This is a genomic window from Achromobacter pestifer (assembly GCF_013267355.1).
Taxonomy (GTDB): Bacteria; Pseudomonadota; Gammaproteobacteria; order Burkholderiales; family Burkholderiaceae_B; genus Achromobacter; species Achromobacter pestifer_A.
Map to the genome: position 1 here is coordinate 3,596,268 of NZ_CP053985.1, position 24,154 is coordinate 3,620,421.

The 24,154-nt window shown below is 66.0% G+C and carries 19 protein-coding genes; 16 read left to right on the plus strand and 3 right to left on the minus strand.

Features of this window, described 5'->3' with window-relative positions; translation table 11 throughout:
• Positions 1–38: 38 nt before the first annotated feature.
• The 3 genes from icmH to tssJ all read right to left on the minus strand — a co-directional run bounded on the left by icmH (position 39) and on the right by tssJ (position 2,861).
• The gene (icmH, locus tag FOC84_RS17310) at positions 39–794 is read right to left on the minus strand and encodes a type IVB secretion system protein IcmH/DotU (RefSeq protein ID WP_223283522.1); all 756 of its coding nucleotides are present in this window, start codon (positions 792–794) and stop codon (positions 39–41) included.
• A gap of 33 nt (positions 795–827) precedes the next feature.
• The gene (gene tssK / locus FOC84_RS17315; protein WP_173145513.1) at positions 828–2,174 is read right to left on the minus strand and encodes a type VI secretion system baseplate subunit TssK; all 1,347 of its coding nucleotides are present in this window, start codon (positions 2,172–2,174) and stop codon (positions 828–830) included.
• 69 nt (positions 2,175–2,243) lie between these two features.
• A complete protein-coding gene (tssJ, locus tag FOC84_RS17320; RefSeq protein WP_173145514.1) occupies positions 2,244–2,861 on the minus strand; it encodes a type VI secretion system lipoprotein TssJ in 618 nt (205 codons plus the stop codon).
• A gap of 189 nt (positions 2,862–3,050) precedes the next feature.
• Between tssJ and FOC84_RS17325 the strand changes: the two genes are divergently transcribed.
• The 16 genes from FOC84_RS17325 to tcuB all read left to right on the plus strand — a co-directional run bounded on the left by FOC84_RS17325 (position 3,051) and on the right by tcuB (position 24,131).
• Entirely contained in the window at positions 3,051–3,719 is a 669-nt protein-coding gene (locus tag FOC84_RS17325) for a hypothetical protein (protein ID WP_173145515.1), read from the plus strand.
• 44 nt (positions 3,720–3,763) lie between these two features.
• On the plus strand, positions 3,764–4,288 hold the full coding sequence (tssB, locus tag FOC84_RS17330) for a type VI secretion system contractile sheath small subunit (RefSeq protein ID WP_173145516.1): 525 nt from the start codon (positions 3,764–3,766) through the stop codon (positions 4,286–4,288).
• On the plus strand, positions 4,281–5,774 hold the full coding sequence (gene tssC / locus FOC84_RS17335; protein ID WP_059371264.1) for a type VI secretion system contractile sheath large subunit: 1,494 nt from the start codon (positions 4,281–4,283) through the stop codon (positions 5,772–5,774). Before tssB ends, tssC begins: the two co-directional genes overlap by 8 nt.
• Positions 5,775–5,814: 40 nt before the next feature.
• A complete protein-coding gene (locus FOC84_RS17340; protein WP_006395404.1) occupies positions 5,815–6,318 on the plus strand; it encodes an Hcp family type VI secretion system effector in 504 nt (167 codons plus the stop codon).
• Positions 6,319–6,380: 62 nt separating this feature from the next.
• Complete coding sequence (gene tssE, locus FOC84_RS17345; protein ID WP_173145517.1) at positions 6,381–6,866, plus strand: type VI secretion system baseplate subunit TssE; 486 nt, start codon at positions 6,381–6,383, stop codon at positions 6,864–6,866.
• Between the two features lie 54 nt (positions 6,867–6,920).
• Positions 6,921–8,759 (plus strand): type VI secretion system baseplate subunit TssF, encoded by a 1,839-nt coding sequence (gene tssF, locus FOC84_RS17350; RefSeq protein ID WP_173150207.1) that lies wholly within the window; start codon positions 6,921–6,923, stop codon positions 8,757–8,759.
• Positions 8,723–9,814, plus strand: coding sequence for a type VI secretion system baseplate subunit TssG (tssG, locus tag FOC84_RS17355; RefSeq protein ID WP_173145518.1), 1,092 nt, complete (start codon positions 8,723–8,725; stop codon positions 9,812–9,814). The genes tssF and tssG overlap by 37 nt, the downstream gene beginning before the upstream one ends.
• Before the next feature lie 18 nt (positions 9,815–9,832).
• Positions 9,833–12,532 (plus strand): type VI secretion system ATPase TssH, encoded by a 2,700-nt coding sequence (gene tssH, locus FOC84_RS17360; RefSeq protein WP_173145519.1) that lies wholly within the window; start codon positions 9,833–9,835, stop codon positions 12,530–12,532.
• A 14-nt stretch (positions 12,533–12,546) separates the two neighbouring features.
• Positions 12,547–15,249: a type VI secretion system Vgr family protein gene (locus FOC84_RS17365; RefSeq protein WP_173145520.1), complete on the plus strand. Its 2,703-nt coding sequence runs from the start codon at positions 12,547–12,549 to the stop codon at positions 15,247–15,249.
• A 17-nt stretch (positions 15,250–15,266) separates the two neighbouring features.
• The gene (locus tag FOC84_RS17370; protein WP_173145521.1) at positions 15,267–16,112 is read left to right on the plus strand and encodes a DUF4123 domain-containing protein; all 846 of its coding nucleotides are present in this window, start codon (positions 15,267–15,269) and stop codon (positions 16,110–16,112) included.
• Positions 16,102–18,738 (plus strand): DUF4064 domain-containing protein, encoded by a 2,637-nt coding sequence (locus FOC84_RS17375; protein WP_173145522.1) that lies wholly within the window; start codon positions 16,102–16,104, stop codon positions 18,736–18,738. Before FOC84_RS17370 ends, FOC84_RS17375 begins: the two co-directional genes overlap by 11 nt.
• Before the next feature lie 17 nt (positions 18,739–18,755).
• Positions 18,756–19,667 carry a DUF6708 domain-containing protein gene (locus FOC84_RS17380; protein WP_254241692.1) on the plus strand — a complete coding sequence of 304 codons (912 nt, stop codon included), beginning with the start codon at positions 18,756–18,758 and terminating at the stop codon, positions 19,665–19,667.
• An 84-nt stretch (positions 19,668–19,751) separates the two neighbouring features.
• Entirely contained in the window at positions 19,752–20,450 is a 699-nt protein-coding gene (locus FOC84_RS17385; protein WP_173145524.1) for a glutathione S-transferase N-terminal domain-containing protein, read from the plus strand.
• A 63-nt stretch (positions 20,451–20,513) separates the two neighbouring features.
• Positions 20,514–21,440, plus strand: a complete 927-nt coding sequence (locus FOC84_RS17390) for a LysR family transcriptional regulator (RefSeq protein ID WP_173145525.1) — start codon at positions 20,514–20,516, stop codon at positions 21,438–21,440.
• Between the two features lie 77 nt (positions 21,441–21,517).
• Positions 21,518–22,933 carry an FAD-dependent tricarballylate dehydrogenase TcuA gene (gene tcuA / locus FOC84_RS17395; protein ID WP_173145526.1) on the plus strand — a complete coding sequence of 472 codons (1,416 nt, stop codon included), beginning with the start codon at positions 21,518–21,520 and terminating at the stop codon, positions 22,931–22,933.
• Positions 22,920–24,131, plus strand: coding sequence for a tricarballylate utilization 4Fe-4S protein TcuB (gene tcuB / locus FOC84_RS17400; RefSeq protein WP_173145527.1), 1,212 nt, complete (start codon positions 22,920–22,922; stop codon positions 24,129–24,131). Before tcuA ends, tcuB begins: the two co-directional genes overlap by 14 nt.
• The last annotated feature ends 23 nt before the right edge of the window (positions 24,132–24,154 follow it).

A 24,154-nucleotide genomic window follows, 5' to 3' on the forward strand; every position in this document is an offset into this window, starting at 1 on the left:
GTGTGGAGCGGTCGGCCTGCGGCTGTCAGGGTAGCGAATCAGGGGAGCGAGATGGTCAGGTGCGCGGCGCGCGGCCCGATCTTGACGATGTCATGGTACGGAGCCATGGCGGTCTGCATGTCGCGGTTCAGGAAGTGGCTCATGCCCAGATAGGCCAGCAGCCCCAGCAGCGCGAACAACGCGCCAATGCTCCACAGGGGCACGTCGCGCTTGAGCGTGTGGGCGATCTTGTCGGGCAGGGGCCAGTGGGGCGCGAAGCCCGCGCGCTTGCCGCGCAGCAGCGTGATCTCGTCGCCCAGCCGCGCCGTGAGATAGCCCAGTTTTTCCTGGCCTTCGATCATGTACTTGCCCTGGAAGCCCAACAACAAACACATATAGAACACTTCCAGCGATTGCAGGCGCGGCGCGCCTTGCGCGCGCAGGTCTTCCAGGCGGGCAAAGAAATTCTCGCCGGCGAGCTGTTCGCCGAACAGCGTCAGTTGCAGCGGTTGCAGCATCCAGGCGTCGCGGATGGAAAAGCCGGAGTTCAGCACGGTCTCGTCCACCGCCGCGCAGAACGCGTACTTGGTGGCGTAGACGTCCTCGGCGGGAATGTCCATTTTCTTGGCGCTGCGCTCGAAGTCCGCCAGGAACTGCTGCACGCGCGCCGAGAACGAGGCGGCGTCCACAGGCTCCTGGCCGCTTTTCAACAGAAACAGCATCAGGAAACCGTCGTACAGCAGGTCCAGCAGGGACTTCGCGGGGCGTGAACCGTAAAAATCGGCGGCTCGGGGAGGGAGCGAGGCTCCGGGCATCAGGGTGGGCGCGTCGGCGGTCATGGGCAGGCTCTAACGGGTGACGGCGATGAGGTCCAGTTTCAGTTCGGGTATGCCCGAGGGGGCATAGATGGCGATGCTGCGCGCCTGCAGCATGCGGTCGTACAGCGAGCCGCGCGTCTGCAGGGTGAAGTAGCACGCGCCCGGCTTGACGGGCACGGCGGGCGGAACCTGCGGCGTGTAGACAAGCTGCACGCCGGGCATGGCCGATAGCACCAGCTTTTCCACGTCGTCGGGCGCGCCCACCTTGAAGCGCAGCGGCACGGTTTCGGCCAGTTCGCTGGCGGGCGTGGCGGCGGATACCGACAGGTAGAGCGCGGTGGTCTCGTCGAGCTTGCCGGAATCCAGCCGGCCGACATGGAACGAGGGGCGCAGCTCTTCCAGCACGATGGAGAAGTAGCGGGTGGAGATAACGGTGTCGAGCAGATCGCGCAGGATCTCGTCGAGCTGCGCGAAGGCCGCGCCCGGCGCGTCGTGCTGGTAGGCCGGCAGGTCCGCCAGCGTGTGTACCTTGGAGAAGGTCATGAGCGCGCCGGCCAGCCGCAGCATTTCCTGGAACAGGCGCTCGGGGTGCAACTGCGGGTTGTGGAACAGGTGCGACAGCGCCGAATAGGCTTCGTTGCAGGTGTGCAGCAGCCAGAAGGAAGCCACGTCGCCCGAGCGGAACTCGATGATGTTCTTGTTCGGCTCGCGGTGAAAGCCATAGAGCGCGTTGACCTTGGCCTGCAGCGCGTCGAGCAGCCGGCGCAGCTGCTCGAACAGCGCGTTGCATGCCTGCACCGTGACGCTGGGGGCGATGAAACTGGTGTCCAGCTCGTAACCGGCGCTGGCGGTGCGGCGCACGCGCGCAACGGGGATGGTCAGCAGCGCGTCGCGCGGCTCGTGTTCCGACAGCAGGCGCACGTTCTTGCGCAGGAAGGCGAGTTCGGCCGTGCTGGCGTTGGTGTACAGATCCGGCGCGGGGCTGTCCTGGTGCGCATAGCGTGCATCGAAGCCCTGCTCCTGGCGCGTGTCGCGATAGTTGCCGCCGATGTCCTTCATCGGATGCAGCGCCAGGTAGAACACCGCCGTGCTGGCGCCGTCCAGGCCGTCCAGCGCGACCGCGGGCGGCAGGTCGTCGTTGTGGGGCGCGCTGTAGATTTCGCCGTCGGGAAAGATCGCGGAGAGCTCGGTGGCGCGCAGCATGCCGTTGGCAAGCGCCGCCGCGTCGAAGCGCGCCGCGCGCAGGCCCCAGGCATAGGGATGCAGCGCGCGGCTCATTTCCGCGAGGCGGGCCTCGTGGTACGCGTCTTGGCGTTGAAAATGCTGGGGCCGCAGGAACAGCCCCTCTCCCCACAATATCTTCGCTGAATGGCTCACGTTTGCTGGCTCTTGCTTCTTATATAGAGAGGGCGTCGAGGACGGCGGATCGGCATGGCCGGCTCGCGTTCAGTTCGGGCATTGCACCGAGCCGAGACGGGCCGGGTCGAAGCCGGGCACGCCCGGTGGCAACACTATCTGTCCGGTGACCACGGTCATCGCGCAGGCATGGGCGCCCATGACGATGCCGGTGTCCTCGGCGGTCTTCACTTCGAATACGTATTTCCAGCGCTGTGGCGCGGGCGCGTAGAACAAGCCCGCGACAGCGATGTAGGCAGCGGTTTTCGGCACTTTTTCCAGGTGCTCGTAGCGCTGTCCCGGCGTCAGTGTGACTTCGCGTGCAGCGATGATGCTGTCACCCAACGCCGCCTTTTCGGCGTCAGTATCAACCAATTGCGTGAGCGGTGCGCGTTGAAATGCCTCGGCATTCTTCAAATAGTATATTTTCGTAACCACAGCCATGGGCTGTCCGCTACTCGCATTCAAATTTTCTCCGGCATGTATCGCCAATTTCACATCGATTGGCGCATTCGGGTCCTTCTTCAGGCCCGCCATATCCATCATGCCGCCGGTCATTCCGGCCACCGCTCCAATCGCTGAAACCGCTGCGCAACCGCTGATTACGGGGCTTGCCGAGATGATCGCCGCTACTGCCACGCACCGAGAAAAATAGAGATGTTTTGACATGGCTCTTTATACCGGAAGCCTGCGACAACATACAGATCACGGCACGATGAGCGAAGTTTTTGGGTGAGTTACATGAAGTAATGCACTGTAGTGTGGCGCTAACAAAAGGTTGTTGAAATACGCGGCCTTGGTTACACCCTCCTACATACCAAAAAAATGCACAGATACCGGGTTTTCCTCATCAGCGGAATGTTGGCCTTTCTCGCGGGCTGCGCCACATCTCCCAAGCCGCAGACCGACGCCGAATATAAGCAGTCGATGACGCACGCCACGCAGACCTTGGCTGCCAAGGGCAACGACCAGGCGGTCGCCGAGTTCCAGGAGATTGCCCTGCTCAATCCCGCGCGAGGAGAGCCGTGGTCGTACATCGCGAAGATCCGCTTCGACGAGCAAAAGTATGGCGAGGCTATCGTCGCGGCCGATGAAGCGCTGAACCGCGACCCCGAAGACTTCACGGCCAAGACCGTGCGTGCAGTGGGCGGCCTGCGCGTGGCCATGCAGTCGCTGGCTGATCTGCGCGCCAACGCGCTGCTGGCGGGCAACGCCCGCACCGATGCGGTGGCGCTGGCTGCCGCCATGCGCGAAACCCTGGGCCAGGACGTGCTGTTCCCCGAGGGTTACAAGCCCCCGCGTCCGCGTCAACCGCGGCGCAGCGATGCGCAGGGCGCGGCCGCCGCGCAACAGGCCAAGCCAGCCGCCAACGCGGCGGCGGCGACGACGCCGGCCGCAACGCCCGCGGCCCCTGCCGCGAATCCCGCCGCAGCTTCCGCCGCAAAGCCGCCCACGGCCCCGGCGCCTTCCGGCGCCGCGCCGGCCGGCCGCGCGCCGGATCCTTTCGGCAACCTTCTCAAACCCTGATCGGGCCCACGGCCTCTTCACTATGCACTTCGCTTGGAGCCCCCATGGCTAAGAAAGAAAGCGTTCAGAAAAGACTCCAGAAAGTACGTCCGCCGCGCGTGCAACTGACCTATGACGTCGAGAAGGGCGACGCGATCGAGCAGAAGGAACTGCCTTTCGTCGTGGGTGTGGTCGGCGACTTCAGCGCGCAGTCGGAAGCCGAGCTGCCGCGCCTGAAAGACCGCAAGTTCGTCAACATCGACGTCGACAACTTCGACGACGTGATGCGCGGCCTGGAGCCGCGCGCTGCCTACCGCGTGAAGAACCGCCTGACCGACGAAGGCGGCACCTTCGGCGTGGATCTGAAGTTCCGCTCGGTCGAGGACTTCCGTCCCGAGGCCGTGGTGCAGCAGATCGAGCCGCTCAAGGAGTTGCTGGACATCCGTACCAAGCTGGCCGACCTGCGCAACAAGCTGGCGGGCAACGACAAGCTGGAAGACCTGCTGGGCGAAGTGCTCAGCAGCACGGAAAAACTGCAGCAACTGACCAGCGAAGCCGACAAGAACGGCAAGGGAGGCAGCAATGAGTAATTCCGCCGCCGCGCAGAACGTATCCGCGCCCGCCGCCGAGGCCGACTCGGGCCTGCTGGATCAGATCGTCGAACAGAGCCGCGTGGCCAAGTCCACGGCCGAGCACGACCGCGCCAAGGACCTGATCGGTGAACTCGCCCGCGAAGTCATGAAGGGCACCGTGGTCGTGTCGGACAACCTGTCCGCGATGCTGGACGCCCGCGTGGCCGAGCTGGACCGCCTGATCTCGGCCCAACTGAGCGAAGTCATGCACGGAGCCGAATTCCAGAAGCTGGAAAGCACTTGGCGCGGCCTGCATTACCTGTGCCAGGAGAGCAACACCGGCCCGATGCTGAAGATCAAGGTGCTCAACGTCACCAAGCGTGATCTGGTGCGCGACTTCCAGACCGCCATCGACTTCGACCAGAGCCTGATGTTCAAGAAGGTCTACGAAGAAGAATTCGGCACATTTGGCGGTTCGCCGTTCGGTGCGCTGCTGGGCAACTTCGAGATCACGCGCCAGCCCGAGGACATGTACTTCATCGAGCAGATGTCGCACGTGGCGGCCGCTTCGCATGCGCCCTTCATCGCCTCGGCTTCGCCCGAGCTGCTGGGCCTGGACAGCTTTGCCGACCTGGGCCGCCCGCGCGATCTGGCCAAAGTGTTCGACACCGTGGAATACACCAAGTGGCGCAGCTTCCGCGATTCGGAAGACTCGCGTTACGTGGGCCTGACCATGCCGCGCTTCCTGGGCCGCCTGCCGTATGACCCGAAGGAAGGCACCTCGGTGGAGGGTTTCAACTTCGTCGAGGAAGTGGACGGGACAGACCACGCCAAGTACCTGTGGTGCAACGCCGCCTGGGCCTTCGGCGCGCGCCTGACCGCGGCCTTTGCCGACTTCGGCTGGTGCGCGGCGATCCGCGGCGTGGAGGGCGGCGGCCTGGTCGAGAACCTGCCGACCCATACCTTCAAGACCGACGACGGCGAGATCGCGCTGAAGTGCCCGACGGAAATCGCCATTACCGACAGGCGCGAAAAGGAACTGAGCGATCTGGGCCTGATCCCGCTGGTGCATTGCAAGAACTCGGACTATGCCGCGTTCTTCGGCGCGCAGTCGGTGCAGAAGGCCAAGAAATACAACACCGACAGCGCCAACGCCAACGCGGTGCTGTCGGCGCAGCTGCAATACATCTTTTCGGTATCGCGCGTGGCGCACTACCTGAAAGCGATGATGCGAGACAAGATCGGCAGCTTTGCCTCCGCGCAATCTGTCGAGAGCTTCCTGAACCGCTGGGTCTCGCAGTACGTGCTGCTGGACGACAACGCGAGCCAGGAGCAGAAGGCGCAGTTCCCCTTGCGGGAGGCATCGGTGCAGGTTGCCGAGGTGCCGGGACGTCCCGGCGTGTTCCGGGCCGTGGCGTTTTTGCGGCCTCACTTTCAGCTCGACGAGCTTTCGATTTCGCTGCGCCTGGTTGCGGAACTGCCCGCCCAGGCCCAGAAATCGTGATCACCGTCAGATTCGACGTTTTTAACTGGAGAGGCTATTAATGAAGGACATCTACGTCAAATTCGGCAATCCCGCGCTCAAGGGCGAGTCGCAGGACAAGGACCATCCGGACTGGATCGAAGTCGGATCGTGGCGCCATGAGATCATCCAGCCGCGTTCGGCTACCGCCTCCACCTCCGGCGGCCACACCGCCGAGCGTACCGAGCATGGCGAGATGGTCTTCACCAAGGACCTGGACGTGGTCAGCCCGCTGCTGTATCAGCACGCTTCCGGCGGCACCACCTTCGATGAAGTGACCATCGATTTCCTGCGCGCCGACGGCGAGGGCAACCGCGTCAAGTACCTGGAAATAAAGCTCAAGTACGTGATCATCTCGCGCGTGGCGCCGGAAGTCGTCAGCGAAGGCCTGCCGCACGAATCGTTCTCGCTGAAGTACGCCGCCGTGCAGTGGAAGTACACGCAGCAGAAGGTGGGCGGCAACCAGGGCGGCAACGCCCAGGGCGCATGGAGCCTCACCAAGAACGACAAGACGTACTCGGTCTGAACCTGACCGCATGAACGGCAAAGGCCCCGGCTGGTCCGGCGCCTTTGCTCAATGAGGCCGCGATGAAGGGATTCGAACCCAGCCTGTTCGACAAGTTGTTCGACGGCGACGGGCAGACACCGCATGCGTTGCGACGCCTGTCGGTGGAAGAAATCAAGGAAACGGTCGCGCGCGACATCGAGGCCCTGCTCAATACGCGCATGGTCTTCACCGAAGACTCGCTCAAGCGTTATCCGAATTGCCAACGCTCCATCCTGACCTATGGCCTGTCGGATTTTTCCGGCTTGAGCCTGGCCAGCCACTACGACCGCGAGTTCATCTGCCGGTCGCTGGAGCAGGCGATCGCCCGCCACGAGCCGCGCCTGACGCATGTGCGGGTGCTGCTGCAGGTGGATAGCCGCGCGACCTCGGTGCTGTATTTCGCGATTACCGCGATGCTGGACGTGGGGCCGGCGCATGAGCCGGTCACGTTCGACGCGACGCTGCAGCCGTCCACCTTGCAGTACTCGGTGAGCAAGGGCCGGGCCAAGGCCGCGGCAGCCGCCTGATAACAAACCATGCACGCGGGCGCTGGCGGCACGCCGCCGGCGAAGAAGGGAAAGATGGAAGAACTGCTGCCTTACTACGAACGCGAACTGGGCTTTCTGCGCGGTTCGTCGCGCGATTTTGCGCAGCGCTATCCGAAGATCGCCGCGCGGCTCGGGCTGTCCGGCGAAACCTGCGAGGATCCGCACGTCGAGCGGATGATCGAATCGTTCGCGCTGCTGGGCGCGCGCATCAACAAGAAACTGGACGACGACTATCCGGAATTTACGGAAGCGCTGTTCGAGGTGATGTATCCGCATTACCTGCGCCCGTTTCCGTCGTGCTCGGTGGCGCAGTTCGACATGGGCGGCATGGCCTCGCAGCTGACGGCGCCGGTACGCATGGCGCGCGGCACGGAACTGAAATCGCATCCCGTGCGCGGCGTGGCGTGCCGCTTCCGCACCGCCTATGAGGTGACCCTGGCGCCAGTAAGTATCCGCCAGGCAGTGTTCGCCGCGACGGCCAACGCCCCGTCGGCGGCCAGCCTGCCGGCCGGCGTGACGGGCCGGCTGTCGCTGACGCTGGCCTGCCTGGCCGAAACACAGAATTTTTCCAGCCTGGCGGTGGACCGCCTGCGCGTCTATCTGCACGGCGAACCGTCGTTCGTCGCCGCGCTGCGGGACTGCCTGTTCCTGCGCACCGCCGCGGCCTATCTTGAAACGCAGCCAGGCCGCTGGAACCGCATGCAGGACGTGCCGCTGGCCGAGGTCGGGCTGTCCGAGGACGAAGCGCTGATCGACTTCCCGGCCAGCTCGCATCCCGCCTACCGGTTGCTGGCCGAGTACTTCGCGTTCTCCGAGAAGTTCAATTTCGTCGACATCGATCTCGCGGCGCTCAGGCGTGCGGCGGGTCCGGTGCGTGAAATCACCCTGCATCTCGCATTGAAGGGCGTGCGCGCGGACTCGAATACGGCGCGTCTGTTGGAATCCGCAACTGCCGACAACTTCCGGCTGGGCTGCACGCCCGTCGTCAACCTGTTCGCGCAACGCGCCGATCCCATCCGCGTCACCCATGCGCAGGCGTCCTATCCGGTGGTGGCGGACGCGCGCCGCGCCTATGGCTACGAGATCTATTCGATCGACCGCGTGCGCCAGGTGCGGCAGAACGCGCAGGGCGATTCGGTGGTGGAGTTCCGGCCCTTCTATTCGCTGCATCATGGCGAAACGCCCGAGGGCGCCGGGCACTACTGGACGGCGCGGCGCAATTCCATGGTGGCCGAGCGCAGCCCGGGCTACGAAATGGAGATGTCCATCGTCGACATCGATTTCGATCCCTCGCTGCCGCAGACCGAGACCCTGAGCCTGGAGCTGACCTGCACCAACCGCGACCTGCCCGCGCATCTGGCGGTGGGGCAGCCGGGCGGGGATCTGTTCCTGGAGGGCGGCTCCATCGCGCGCGAGATCCGCATGCTGCGCCGGCCGACCCACACGCATCGCTTCCAGCAGGGGCGGGCGGCGCACTGGCGCCTAATATCGCATCTGGCGTTGAACCACCTGTCGCTGGTGCATAGCGGCCTGCCCGCGCTGAAGGAGACGCTGCGGCTGTATGACCTGTCGCATTCCGCGGTGGCGGCGCGCCAGATAGAAGGACTGATCGGGTTGGACTACAAGCCTGCCACGCACTGGATGCCCGGCGAGCCGTTCGCGACCTTCGTGCGCGGCATCGAGATCCGGCTGACGATCAACGAAGACAACTTCGTCGGCACCAGCCTGCATGCCTTCGTGGCGGTGATCAACCGCTTCTTCGGACTTTACGTGCATGCCAACAGCTTCGTGCAGCTGGTCGTGCTGTCGCGCCGCGGCGCGGAAGAAATCCTACGGTGCCCCCCATGCAACGGCGACGCGATCCTAGCGTAATCGAATCGCTGCTGGCCGAGCCGCAGCGATTCAAGTTCTTTCAGGCCGTGCGGGTGCTGGAGTCGTGGTTTGCGCGGCAGGAAGGCAGCCGCGCGCGCAACGCCGTGTCCACGCACCTGCGCTTCCTGAATTCGTCGTCGCTGGGATTTCCGGCCAGCGAGATCGCCGCGCTGACGGCCTATGACAAGCAGGGCCAGGCACTGGAAGACGCCGAGGCGCGGCTGGCGGCGCTGGCCGCGGGCAACCTGGGGCGGGTGGAGATCGAACCGGCCTTCTTCGGCCTGTTGGGCGCGCAGGGCGCCATGCCACTGCACTACACCGAGATCCTGAGCACGCGCGAGAGCTCGCGGCGAGACCGCGGCGCGCGCGCCTTCTTCGATATTTTCTCCAACCGGGCCGCGGCGCTGTTCTATGCGGCCTGGAAGAAATACCGCATGCCTGTGCGGCATGAGACCGAGCAGGACCATCATTACCTGCCACTGCTGCTGGCGCTGGGCGGCATCGGCCATCCGGCGCTGCGCGACCGCCTGCAATCGGGCCAGGGCCGGGTGTTCGACGAATCGCTGGCGCACTACGCCGCGGCCGCTCGCCAGCGGCCGGTATCGGCGGCCTACCTGCAACGCGTGCTGGCCGACTATTTCCAGGTGGCGCTGCGGGTGGAACAGTTCGTCGGCCGCTGGTATCACGTGCCGCCGCAGAACCGTACTCGGCTGGGCATGCCCGGCGCGGTGCTGGGCGTGTCGGCCATGGCCGGCGACCGCATCTGGCAACGCGACATGCGCATCCGTTTGTGGATCGGTCCGCTGTCCAAGGATGCGTTCACCGACTTCCTGCCCGGTGGCGCGCGCGCGCAGGCGCTGGAGAAGCTCTTGACCATGTTCGGCGGCATGAGCTTCGAATACGAGGTGCGGCTGGTGATGGCCAAGAAGGACGTCGGCGGCAGCGTGCTGGGTGAAGACGGCGGCGCGCGCCTGGGCTGGAATTCCTTTCTTTGCACGGAACCAGTGGCATCGGACCGCGATGACGCCAGCTACGAATTGCACACCATTCATTGAGACTAGACGACCTAGAACATGGCCACACCCTTGAAGACCCTGATTGGAAAGCTCAACCAGACCTGCCGCCAGGCGGCCGAGCGCGCCGCCAGCCTGTGCATGGCCCAGGGGCACTATGAGGTGGACCTGGAGCATCTGTTCCTGGCCTTGCTGGAAAAGCCGGCCAGTGATTTCAGCATGGTGGCGCGGCGCAGCGGCATCGAGGCGTCAGTGCTGGAAGCGGACCTGAATGCCGAGATACGCGGCTTCAAGAACGGCAACACGCGTACGCCGGTGTTCTCGCCACATCTGCCGCGGCTGTTCGAACACGCCTGGCTGATCGCCTCGCTGGACACGCAGACCACCCGCATCCGTTCGGGCCATCTGCTGCTGGCCTTGCTGACCGAGCCCGACCTGGCCCAGCTGGCGCGGCGCGGATCGCGCCTGTTCGAATCGTTCCGGCTGGACGAGCTGAAGCATGATTTCACCGCGTTGACGGCCGGTTCCGAAGAGGCGGGCCAGTCGGTGGCGCTGGGCGACAGTCCGGCGGGCGACGCCGGGCAGGATGGCGCGGCCCCGGCTGCCGGCCTGTCCAAGACGCCTGCGCTGGACCAGTACACCGCCAACCTGACCGAACGGGCGCGCGAGGGCAAGATCGATCCGGTGATCGGCCGCGATGCCGAGATCCGCCAGATGATCGACATCCTGACGCGCCGCCGCCAGAACAATCCCATCCTGACCGGCGAGGCCGGCGTGGGCAAGACCGCGGTGGTCGAGGGGCTGGCCCTGCGCATCGTGGCGGGCGACGTGCCGCCGGCGCTGGCGGGCGTGGCGCTGCGCACGCTGGATATGGGCTTGCTGCAGGCCGGCGCCAGCGTCAAGGGTGAGTTCGAGAACCGCCTGAAGAACGTGATCGACGAGGTCAAGCAGAGCTCCACGCCCATCATCCTGTTCATCGACGAAGCCCACACCATGATAGGCGCGGGTGGGCAGGCCGGGCAGAACGATGCGGCCAACCTGCTCAAGCCGGCGCTGGCGCGCGGCGAGCTGCGCACCATCGCCGCCACCACCTGGAGCGAATACAAGAAGTACTTTGAAAAGGATGCCGCGCTGGCGCGCCGCTTCCAGGTCGTGAAGGTGGAAGAGCCCAGCGAGGAGCTGGCCGCGAGCATGCTGCGCGGCATGGCGCCGCTGATGGAACAGCACTTCGGCGTGCGCGTGCTGGACGAGGCCATCGTGGCCGCGGCGCGCCTGTCGCACCGCTACATCAGCGGTCGCCAGTTGCCGGACAAGGCCGTCAGCGTGCTGGACACGGCTTGCGCGCGCGTGGCCCTGGGCCGCAGCGCCACGCCGGCGCTGATCGACGACGCGCGCCATCGCCTGGCGCGCCTGGAGACCGAGCGCGCCGCCCTGCGCCGCGAGGCCGCGGCCGGCGCGGCGCAATCCGCGCGCCTGCGCGAGCTGGACCAGGAAATGGACGCCACGCGCGCCGCATTGACGGATGCGGAAGCGCGGCTGGCGCGGGAAAGCGAACTGGTCAGGCAGATCCACGCGCTGCGCGAGGAACTGGAGGCGGCGGGTGCGGAAGCCACGCCGGAGCCCGCTGCCAAGCGCCGCTCGGGCAAGGCGGCCGAATCCGCCGCCACGCCCGGGCAGGCTCAACTGGCCGAATTGCAGCAGCAGCTGCGCGCCTTGCAGGGCGAGGCGCCGCTGGTGCCGGCCTTCGTGGACGCGCAGGTCATCGCCGAGATCGTGTCTGCCTGGACCGGCATTCCGCTGGGCCGCATGGTCAACGACGAAATCCGCACGGTGCTGGAGCTACAGCCCCTGCTGGCCGAACGCGTCATCGGCCAGGACCATGCCTTGCATGCCATCGCGCAGCGCGTGCGCACCGCGCGCGCCGGCCTTGAGGACCCCAACAAGCCCAAGGGCGTGTTCCTCTTCATCGGCCCCTCGGGCGTGGGCAAGACCGAAACCGCGCTAGCCGTGGCCGACGTGCTGTATGGCGGCGAACGCAAGCTGGTCACCATCAACATGAGCGAGTACCAGGAAGCCCACAGCGTATCGGGCCTGAAGGGCTCGCCGCCGGGCTACGTGGGCTACGGCGAGGGCGGCGTGCTGACCGAGGCGGTGCGCCGCCAACCCTACAGCGTGGTGCTGCTGGACGAGATCGAAAAGGCCCATCCGGACGTGCTGGAGCTGTTCTTCCAGGTGTTCGACAAGGGCGTGATGGACGACGCCGAAGGCCGCGAGATCGATTTCCGCAACACGCTCATCATCCTGACCTCCAACGTCGGATCCTCGGCCATCATGCAGGCCTGCCTGAACAAGAGCGCCGAGGAACGGCCCGATCCCGAGGCCTTGCAGGAACTGTTGGCGCCGCAGCTGTACAAGGCCTTCAAGCCCGCCTTCCTGGGCCGCATGAAGACCATCGCCTACTACCCGGTGGACGACGACGCGCTGGCCCGCATCATCGGGCTGAAGCTCGGGCGAATCGCCCAGCGGGTCCAGGCCAACCATCGCGCCGTGTTCGAGTGGGACGAGGCGCTGGTGGAGGCCGTGCTGGCGCGCTGCACCGAGGTGGATACCGGCGCGCGCAACGTCGACCACATCCTGAACGGCACGCTGTTGCCGCAGATCGCGGAACAGGTGCTGGGCCGCATGGCGCAGGGCGAGGCCATCGCCCGCATACGCGTGACCGCCGGCAAGAACGGCGAATTCCGCTACCGCCTTGCCTGACGCCGGAGCCTGACATGCCCATGGATAATGCCGGCCTTTCCCGACTGTCGATCGCGTCGGTCGACCAGGCCAACCGCCTGCTGGACCTGCGCACGCCGCTGGGCGCGAACCGGCTCGTCGCGGAAATGCTATCCGCCACGGAAACCTTGTCGGACGGCGCGTTTCGGCTGGAATTGACCGCCCTGTCCGACGATGCAGGCATTCCCTTGTCCGAACTGCTGGGCAAGCCGGCGACCCTGCGCCTGCAGACCGCGCTGGGCCGCGAACAGCCCCGGGTCTGGAACGGCTACATCACGACAGCGGAGTTTCTGGGCGCCAACGGCGGCCTGGCGCGCTACCGACTGACGCTGGAACCCTGGCTCGCGTTTCTGCGCGCGCGCCGCGACAGCTTTGCCTATCAGGACAAGACCGTCTTCGACATCGTCGACAGCATCTTCGGCGACTATAAGGATCAGGGGGGGCTCGCGCCGCAATGGCGCTGGGTGGTGAAGGACCGCGCCGCGTACGCCAAGCGCAGCCTGACCGTGCAGTACCGCGAAACCGACCATGCCTTCGTCGAGCGCCTGTTGGCGGAAGAGGGCTTGTTCTACTGGGTGGAGCACGAGGCGGGTGAAGGCCAAGGCAGCCACACCTTGATCATCGCCGACCATAACGGCGCCTTCCAGCCCGGCCCGCAGGCCAGCGTGCGCTTTGCCCGCGCCGACGTCACGGAGACCGAGGACAGCATCCAGCAATGGAGCCGGCGCGCGCGCTGGCAGACCAATGCGGTGCGCATGGCCAGTTGGGATTACCGCAGCGCCCAGGCCAGGCCGGTGGCGGCGCAGGTCGAAGGCGGCGGCGCGAAGGGTGCGATGGATCTGGTCGTCAACGACTATCCCGGCCAGTACGCCTACGAGGACAGCGCGCAGGGCGAGCGCCTGGCGCACATCGCGCTGGCCGCGCTGCGCGTGGGCCAGGAGAGCTGCGAGGGCGCGGGCACCGTGCGTACGCTGGCGCCGGGCCAGCGTTTCGAGCTGACCGGGCACTATCAGCAGGGCGGGACCGACTATGTGGCGATCGCCGTGCGGCACGAGGCCCGCAACAACTTCGACGAGGACCTGGGCCGCGCCGTGAGGGAGGCGCTGGGCGAGAGCGGTCCGCAAGCCGCCGAGGCCGAGTTCTACCGCAACACCTTTACCTGCATAGGCATCGGCACGGAATTCCGCAAGGCCACGCGCGACGGGCACGGCGAACGCCTGCATCCTCGACCTACCGTGATCGGCGCGCAAACCGCGCTGGTGGTGGGCGCGGAGGCGCCGGTGCATACCGACCGCGACCATCGCGTCAAGGTGCAGTTCCATTGGCAGCGCGGCAAGGCTTCCAGCAGCCGCCTGGAACATCCCTCGGGCGACGAGAACGCGCCCGCCAAGGACGAACTGGGCACGTGGGTGCGGGTGGCGGAATCCGTGGCGGGCGGGGACTGGGGCGGCAACTTCGTGCCGCGCGTCGGCCAGGAAGTGCTGGTCGAGTTTCTGCACGGCGACATCGATCGGCCCGTGGTGGTTGGCGCGCTCTACAACGGCGCAGGCGCCGAGGATGCTTCGCACAATCAGGTGCAGGGCGGCGCGGCCAATGCCACTGGCAACGCGCCCGCCTGGTTCGCGGGCGGCGCCGACGGCCATGCGCACAACGTGGTGATGTCCGGCTTCAAGACGCAGGCGCTCGCCAGCAGCGGGCAGGGCACGGGTGGCTACAACCAACTGGTGCACGACGACACGCCGGGGCAATCCCGCCTGACGGCTTCGACCACGCAGGCCGAGAGCCGCCTGAACCTGGGTCACATCAAGCAGCAGCGCGACAACGAAAGACTGCAGGACCTGGGCCACGGCGCGGAACTGTCGACCCGCGAGGCGGTGGCGCTGCGCGGCGGCGCCGGGCTGCTGATCAGCGCGGACCTGCGCAAGAACGCCAAGGGTGCGCTGCTGGATAGCGAGGAAGCGGGCTTGCAGATCGAGAACGCGATGCGCACGGCCGAGGAGCTGTCGCAGGCGGCAACGCGCCAGAAGGCGGTGCTGGAAGACGATCCGGAAACACTGCCGGCGCAGGATGCGTTGAAGCACGTCCTGGAGGTGATCGACGCGAAGCAGGACGCGCCCGAGGGCGAGCCCGTCGCCGCCTATAGCGAGCCGCAGTTGCAGGTGAGCGCGCCCAGCGGCATCGGCCAGTACACCCCGGCGGACGCGTTTCTAGCGGCCGGGGCGACGTTGGCGCAGGTGGCGCCGGACGTGAACTGGGCCAGCAGCGCCAACCTGGCGATGGGCGTGGCTGGCGGCGCGGTGCTGTTCACGCTCGGCCGCAAGGCGTCCGGCGGCAGCCCGGTGCAGGGCCAGGGGCTGCTGCTGCATGCGGCGGGCGGCAAGCTGCGCCTGCACAGCCAGGATGCCAAGATGACCTTGTCGGCGGAAAAGGCGGTGACCTTCGCCTCGGCGCAGGCCGGCGTGACCGTGCAGGCGGCCAAGCGCGTGCTGGCGACGGCCGGCGGCGCCTATGTGCGGGTCGAAGGCGGCGGAATTCAGCTGCATGCGCCGGGGAAGGTCGAGTTGAAGGCAGGCGTGCATAACTGGGTCGGCCCGGAAAGCAGCCAGGCGAATCTGGCCTTCAACGAAGCCAGTCCCTTGTGCGAAGCGCGCGTGCGCGGCGCGGCCCAGCGTGGCGGCGCCGTGGTGCCGCTGGGCTGAGACGGGAGGAAAGCGGCATGCTCGATTACCAGGCTTTCAGCGCCTATGCCTTTGGCCTCATCCAGGACGAGCGGACGGCCGGCGTGCCGGCCTGCATCCAGGCCGACGCCCTGGTGCCGCCGGCACTGCGGAAAATGCCGGGGCTCATGCCCCGGTTGGTGGATCTGTCTGTCATGCCAACGGCGGACAAGGCGCAGGCGCTGGCCAGCCTGAACCAGGCCTTGCTCGATGGCGAGGATCTCTGGCTGGGGCTGCTGCTCCAGTCCGATCAGCCTGCCGATGCCGTGGCCGCGCATCTGCGGTCGCGCATGATCGTCGACATCGCCGGCCAGGGGCCGTGCTTCTTCCGTTTTTTCGACCCGCGCGTGCTGGTCCAGCTGCCGTGGATGCTGGACCCGGCGCAGCTGGCCTGGCTTTGCGGGCCGGTGCAGCGTTTCGTGTTCCACCTGGATGGCGAATGGCGCGCCGTGGCGCGTCCCGACGCCGAGGCGGTGGTGCGCCCGCGGCTGAGCGCGGAGCAATCCTTCGCGCTGACTCAGGTGCAGGCTTTGAATGAAGTGCTGACCGGCCTTGAGACGTTGGAGCCCCAGGGGCGCGTCGCCCTGGGCCAAGCCGTGATGGGGCATTTCCGCACCGCCCGCGACCTGGGCCTGGACTCGGCGGAGGAACGCAAGGCGTTCGCGCGCCACGCCCTGGAGATACACCCCGCCTTCCATCGGCATGAGCGAGTCCGCGCCTGCCTGGCGGCAATGCGGCCCGAAGATGATTACCCCTACCTTGCTGCGGTCCAGGACCTGTCGGATGAGGACTGGTCCAGCGTGCGCGCGGATATGGAACGAACTGGAGAGCCCGATGGCCGATGATGCAAAGAACTGCGGGAAGAAGCGCTCGTCGCTGGATTGCGGCGAGGATTGCCCGTTTCACCGGATCGGCCTGCCCATCATGCCGCTGCGCTACGCGGTGCTGAAGAACGACGGCGCTTTTCCGGTGCTGGACGGCGACCTGAACATGCCGCAGCTGGCAGAGCGGCCCCTGGGCGACAGCGCGCGCTATGGCGTGCGCCTGCTGCGTCCGGGATATCTGTATGTTTATGACGAAGCGCGCTCGGAGCTGAAGGGCTACTACGTCAACGAAAACGCCACCCTGTACAACTTTGATCTCGACAAGCCGGTGCAGGACTGCGACCGGACCTTCACTTGCACGATGGACCACGAAGCCAAGGCTTCGCTGCTGACCATTCCGAACGCAAAAAAAGCGACATTCGTCTGGTTGGCGTTTTCGGACGTGCAGTGGACCAAGGATGTGTGCAAGGCGCACAAGGGCAAGAAGGGCGCCGACATGCGCGAGCGGCACATGTTCAAGTTCGATGTGCAGGCCTGGCTCAGCGGCGGCAAGCACGCCAATGCCAAGAACATCAAGACCCTGAAGGATACGGCCGCGGACTACCAGGTGCATCGCAAGCGCGACCTGGATCAACATCAGAAGCAGCAGCTGCTGGGTTGGAGTACCGTCGGCTATTACGACGTGAAGGGCTGGATGGGGGAAATGATCGAGAACGCTGCAGAGGCGTTCCTGCCCGGCAAGGGCCTGATGCTGGCGCTGCCGGACAGCACCGGAATCCTGCAGGATATCGCGCGGCTGATGCGCATACGTTTTGATGAATTCGTGTCGAACAAGGAGGACCTGCGTCCCCTGACCGTGTCGAAGTCCATCGAGTCGCTCAGCGAAATCATCATGCAGTCGGCCGAGAGCGAGTTCCTGGAGCAAAGAGGCCGGGATGCCACCAACCATACGGTCTATGGGACCACGACCCCGAGTATGGGAGCCGGCCCGGGAGGGGCGGGGGCCGGAGGGCTGGCGGTGGGCCAGATGCTGGCGGACTGGCTGATGCCGGAAAACAAGAAGCAGCGCATGGCGGAGGCGGAAGACTATCGCCATCCGACCGAGGCCGAGCGCGGCAAGGTTCGTTGGGAAGCCTGGTCGAAGTACTTCGACAATTATGACGAGAACGCGCGCAGGGCGTGGCAGAAAGGATTCGACGAGCGCCTGGCGCAATTCGACGCCGCGACCATCGTGCCCCTGGCGAAGGCGCACGTGGCGTGGATTACCTGCCAGAAAACGCTCGATTCGTTTGAGTGCAACTACGACTCCAACAACGCGGATAGCGGTGCGGTTTACCAGACGGTTCTTGCGTTGTGCATCGACGGAACCCAGGACAAGCGCATTTGCTTCAAACAGTATGCGGACTGGCTACAGGGGGAACCGGACGACACGCGCAACCTGTTGCTGCGCGCCATGTTCCACAACCAGGATTTCGTGGTCAAGAAGGTGGTCGAGGCGCACGAAGCGGCGCTCGACTGGAAGGCCATCCCCTGGGGCAATCTGCATGAGGCCTACAAGACCGGGCTCAAGGTGCTGAGCGAAGGGCAGATGGACAAGACCGCGCGCCTGCTGGAGCAGGTCATGGGGCCGGTTGTGCATGTGCTCAGGCTGGGCGTGGATAGCGGCATCGCGCGCAAGCTGGCGATGTACGTGGGCCTGCTGGCGCGGCAGAACGTGGCGATCGTGGAAGTCGAGGGCGGCAAGAAGGCTTTCCGCGCCGCGCTGATCCGCGAGGTCCTGCGCCAGCATGGCAGCCAGGTGAGCATGCGCCAGATGGAGCAGGCGGTGGCGGACGAGCTGCGGCGGTTGGAGGTGCGCGGCGAACAGCTGGAGGGCACGGACAAGAAGCGCTGGTTCATGCTGGTGGACAGGGACGCTGCCGCCAATGTGTCAACGGACCTGCGGGCCGCCGATAGGGCCAGGGCCTTGGCCCAGGCCACCATGACGGTCGAGGAATACGAAGCCCGGGAACTGTCGCGCTGGCGCACCGCGATCAACACGGACGTCCGTGTCGGCGTCGTCGGCTGCCTGTTCCAGACTGTGGCGGTGTACAAGCTCTGGAGCGACCTGGAATCGGCCATGCCTCACGAACGCAGCGACGCGAGCTGGAAGTTCGTGGTCGGCATCGCATCGGCGGGCGGCTCGGTGGCAGACGTGCTGGGCGTGGCGCTCAAGAGCCGGCAGGCCGCCGGCATGCGGCTGGGGATTGGGGTGGGGCTTGAAACCACCGGTTCTCTGTTGGTGCGATGGGGCGGCCGCATAGGCGTCGTCACAGGCGTCATCATGGCCGTGTTCGATTTCAAATCCGCCACGGACCAATTCGCGATTGAGAAGAACGGCTTGATGGGCGGACTTTACCTTGCGTCGGGTATCCTCAGCCTGGTTGTCATCGGCGCGTTCGCCCTGTCAGCCACGGTCGTGGGCCTGATCGCGGCGGTGCTCCTGATCATCGTCGCGATACTGATAGAGAAGTTCAAGGGCAACAAGATCGATGAATGGCTGAAGCGCTGCCTGTGGGGGAAACTGCAGGGACAGGCCGGGGCCGATTACTACTATGGAGTGCAGCAAGAAATGAACAGCCTGCGCGTGGCCTTGGGAGGGTCGTGATGGACTTTACGGGGCTGATGTCCAGGTTCCCTAACGATCGTCCGCTTTCGGAGTTCGACCGCGAGCATCGCTTGCTGCAAAAGAAGCGTCTCGATGTGCCGCTGCTGGCGCAGCTCTGCGTCGTGAAGATGAATTCCAACAGCCTGCTGTCGGTGGACCGCTGGTATGGCTGGCGAGGCTTTATTGCACTGATCGGCGGCATAGGCGTTGCCTTTGGTGTGGGTGGCATCCTGATGCTGGCCTGGATTCTGGTAGTGGGCGATCTGCCCAATGAGAACGGTCTCTGGGAAGCGATCTTCATCGGAATGGCGATGTTCGCCATGCTGGGCTTGGCTGGCGTCTGGGTTGCGTGCAAGGAGATGTTCCGCTGGACCTACTATCCCATCGCGCTGGACCGCAAGCACCGGCTGGTGCACGTGTTCCGCCTGAATGGGACCGTCTTGACGGCGCCCTGGGACAAGATCTACTTCACGCTGGGCCGGGGCAAGGGGACGTTCGGCTGGTTCAACTGGGATATCCGCGGCCTGATCCTGGCCGAGGACGGCGTCACCGTGAAGGAGACTTTCGCGTTCTGCATCGCCACCAGCCGCGTCGAAAATGCCTATTCCCACTGGGAGTTCCTACGCCGGTACATGGAAGAGGGGCCCCAGGCGGTGCTGGATGCGGTCCTGTACTGCATGCCCGTCGACGGCAAGCGCGAGAGTTTCGCCTTCAGCAAGGAGCGTATCTTCGCCAATGACGCGCAGAGCCCTGGCCTCATGTATTTGGTCATGGCGCCCTTCAACTACCTGCATGCCATCATGCGCTGGGCAGTGATGCAGACCAGCAAGATCCCGGCGTTTCCGCCCGAAATCGAGGCCACGTTGCAGCCGGAGCCGGGCGACAAGTACGTGCGTGACGCCTCGATGAATCCCGAAGACTTGCGCTAGGGGAATTCATCCGGCGGCGCGGGGGCCTGGATTTGCGCTAGGATTACCCCGACCATTCCGCCCCTCCCCCTGGAGCCCCTTCGCATGACCGATCTCAGCGCCTTCCCCATCACCAAGAAGTGGCCCGCCCGGCACCCCGACCGCATCCAGCTGTATTCGCTGCCCACGCCGAACGGCGTGAAGGTGTCGATCCTGCTGGAGGAAACCGGGCTGCCCTACGAGGCGCACCGTGTCAGCTTTGACGCCCGGGACCAGTTTTCCCCCGAATTCCTGTCGCTCAGCCCGAACAACAAGATTCCGGCCATCGTCGACCCCAACGGTCCCGAGGGCAAGCCGCTGGGCCTGTTCGAGTCCGGCGCCATCCTGATCTATCTGGCCAGCAAGGCGGGCAAGTTCCTGCCGGCGGACACGGCGGGGCGCTACGAGACGCTGCAGTGGGTCATGTTCCAGATGGGCGGCATCGGCCCGATGTTCGGCCAGTTGGGCTTCTTCCACAAGTTCGCGGGCAAGAACTACGAGGACAAGCGCCCGCGCGACCGCTACGTGGACGAATCCAAGCGCCTGCTGGCCGTGCTGGACCAGCGTCTGGAGGGGCGCGACTGGGTCATGGGCGATGAATACACCATCGCCGACATCGCCATCCTGCCCTGGGTGCGCAACCTGGTGGGCTTTTACGAGGCGGGCGAGCTGGTGGAGTTCTCGCGGTTCAAGAACGTCGCCCGGGTGCTGGAGGCCTTCGTGGCGCGTCCAGCGGTGGCCAGGGGCCTGACGATCCCCGGGTAACCCCGCGCGCACCTGGCCTCTACAATCGGCCCTGTCATCCCTTACGGAAAACCAGGGCCGCCCATGGAACTGCGCCAACTGCGTTACTTCGTCCGCGTCGTGGAGGCGGGCAGCATCGGCCGCGCCGCGCAGTCCATCGGCATGGTGACGTCCGCGCTCAGCCAGCAGATCAGCCGGCTGGAGGGCGAGTTGTCCACGCGGCTGCTGCGGCGCAGCGCCAGCGGCGTGGAGCCTACCGATGCGGGCCTGGCCTTCTTCCGCCAGGCGCAACTGGCGCTGCGCCACGCTGACGATGCGGTGCAAGCGGCGCAGCAGGCCAGGCTGGCGGGCCACGTCAGCGTGGGCCTGCCTTCCACCACCGCCGCCATTCTGGGCGCGCCTTTCGTGCAGGCCATGAACGAGCGCTATCCCGACATCCGCCTGCATCTGGTGGAGGCGCTGTCGGGGCATCTGAGCGATATGCTCAACGGCCGCATGCTGGACCTGGCCATCGTGTTCCAGGCCGAATCCGCGCGCCGCTGGAGCGTGATGCCCCTGCTGGACGAGCCGCTGTTCCTGCTGGCGCGGCCCGGCATGCCGGGGCTGCCGGCAGGCGACACCACGCGCATCGAGGCCATCGCGCATTTGCCGCTGGTCCTGCCCAGCGGACGCCACGGACTGCGGGCGCTGGTCAACAACGCGTACCAGCAGTCTGGCCGCACGCCGCTGGTGGCGGTGGAGGTGGACGGCCTGCCGGTGTTGATGGACGTGGTGCAGCTGGGCCACGTGGCCACCATCCAGCCCAGTTCCGCCATGGCGCGGATCGCACCGGGCCAGTTGCACATGGCGCGCATCGACGACGCGCATTTGTACCGCCGCAATCTGCTGGCCAGCCTGTCCGAGGACGAGCTGTCGCCCGCAGCCCTGGCCGCCCGCCTGGTGCTGGCGGACGTTTCGCGCACCCTGGCGCGCGAGGGCAAATGGCCGGTGGTGGCCCTTCACGATTCATGAAGACCTGTTGACGCCTGGCTGATATCGGCGGCCGCTCCGGCTCGCTACAGTCGGTTCCTTGGAAGAGGAACGATGGCATGGTCGACGTCTTGGTGGTGGGAGGGGGCAACGCGGCGCTGTGCGCGGCCCTGATGGCGCGCGAGGCCGGCGCCAGCGTGCTGCTGCTGGAAGCGGCGCCGCGTGAATGGCGCGGCGGCAATTCGCAGCACACGCGCAATCTGCGCTGCATGCACGATGCGCCGCAGGACGTGCTGGTCGAGGCCTATCCCGAGGAAGAATACTGGCAGGATCTGCTCAAGGTGACGGGCGGGCTGACCAACGAGCATCTGGCGCGCCTGGTCATCCGCGAGTCCTCCACCTGTAGGGACTGGATGCGCCGCCATGGCGTGAACTTCCAGCCGCCGTTGTCCGGCGCGCTGCACGTGGCGCGCACCAACGCCTTCTTCATGGGCGGCGGCAAGGCCCTGGTCAACGCCTACTACCGCAGCGCCGAGGCGCTGGGCGTGCAGATCCGCTACGACGCGCCGGTCGACTCGCTGGAGCTGGACGGCGGGCGCTTCGTGGCGGCGCGCATCGGCGATGAACGCATCGAGGCGCGCGCCTGCGTGCTGGCGGCTGGCGGCTTCGAGTCCAACCGCGAGTGGCTGCGCGAGGCCTGGGGCCAGAACGAGCGCGGCGAATGGCCGGCCGACAATTTCCTGATCCGCGGTACGCGCTACAACATGGGCGTGCTGCTGAAGTTCATGCTGGACGCGGGGGCGGACAGCATCGGCGATCCGTCGCAGTCGCATTGCGTGGCCATCGACGCGCGCGCGCCGCTGTATGACGGCGGCATCTGCACGCGTATCGACTGCGTGTCGCTGGGGGTGGTGGTCAACCGGGAGGCCAGGCGCTTCTATGACGAGGGCGAGGACTTCTGGCCCAAGCGCTACGCCATCTGGGGCCGCCTGACGGCCATGCAGCCGGGCCAGATCGCCTATTCCATCATCGACGCCAAGGCCGTCGGCCGCTTCATGCCGCCGGTATTCCCCGGCGTGCAGGCGGACACCTTGCCGGAACTGGCCGTGAAGCTGGGCCTGGATTCGGCGATCTTCGAGCAGACCCTGAACGACTACAACGCGGCCTGCCGTGTCGGCAAGTTCGACCACACCGCGCTGGATGACTGCCATACCGAGAACCTGGCGCCCGCCAAGACGCACTGGGCGCGGCCCATCGATAGCGCGCCGTTCTATGGCTATGCCTTGCGGCCCGGCATCACGTTCACCTATCTGGGGCTGAAGGTGGACGACACCGCCGCGGTCCGTTTCAACGATGTGCCCAGCGACAACCTGTTCGTCGCGGGCGAAATGATGGCCGGCAATGTGCTGGGCAAGGGCTACACGGCCGGAGTGGGGATGTCCATCGGCACGGCCTTCGGCCGCATTGCCGGTACCCAGGCCGCCGCCGCCGCGCGCGGCCGGCACAATGCGGAAGCACGATATGAAGCAGCTTGAAGCCCTGGCCCGCGAGGCCCAGTCTTTTTCCGGTCCCGGCCCCGCGATGACGGAACAGGCCATTCAATGGCATGGCACCAAGCCCCAGTCCGCCGCGCTGACGGATGACGAGGCCGAGGTCGCCCGCGTCATGCAGATCTGCAACGCCTGCAGGTACTGCGAAGGATTCTGCGCGGTATTTCCCGCCATGACCCGCCGCCTGGAATTCGGCAAGGCCGACATCAACTACCTGGCGAATCTGTGCCATAACTGCGGCGCCTGTCTGCACGCCTGCCAGTACGCGCCGCCGCACGAGTTCGCGGTGAACGTGCCGCAATCCATGGCGCGTGTGCGGATGCAGACCTATACCGATTACGCCTGGCCACCCGCGCTGGGCAAGCTGTACAAGCGCAATGGCCTGGCCTTGTCGCTGGCCACGGCCGCGGGTCTGGCGTTGTTCCTGGCGCTGGCGGCGCTGATGGGGGGCGGACTGTTCCACGAACCCATGGCCGGCAACTTCTACGCCATATTCCCGCACAACACGCTGGCGCTGATGTTCGGCGCGGTGTTTGGCCTGGCCCTGCTGGCCTTGGGCGTGGGCGTGACGCGCTTTTGGCGCGACGTCAGCCCGGGGGCGGCGTCCGGCGTCGCAGTGGCCGAGGCCGCGCATGACGCCCTGCGTCTGCGCTATCTGGACGGCGGGCACGGCAAGGGCTGCAACAACGCCGACGACGCCTTCACGCTGTGGCGCCGGCGCTTCCATCACTTCACGTTCTACGGCTTCATGCTGTGTTTCGCCGCCACCAGCGTGGCCACGCTGTACCACTACGCGCTCGGGCTAGAGGCGCCGTATCCGTTCTGGAGCGCGCCAGTGCTGTTGGGCACGGCAGGCGGCATCGGCCTGCTGATCGGACCGGCCGGCTTGCTGTGGCTGAATCTCAAGCGCCACCCGCAGCAGGGCGACGCGGCGCAAAAGCCCATGGACCGCGGATTCATCGCCTTGCTGTTTCTCACCAGCGCGACGGGGCTGGCGCTGCTGGCCGGCCGCGACGGCGGCGCGATGGCGCTGCTGCTGGCGATCCACCTGGGCGTGGTGATGGCGCTGTTCCTGACGCTGCCTTACGGCAAGTTTGCCCACGGCATCTACCGCTCGGCCGCGCTGTTGAAGTGGGCCATCGAAAAACGCCAGCCCAACAAGCTGCAATTGGGCTCGGATTGAACCACCGCGCACTGTGCGCGCAT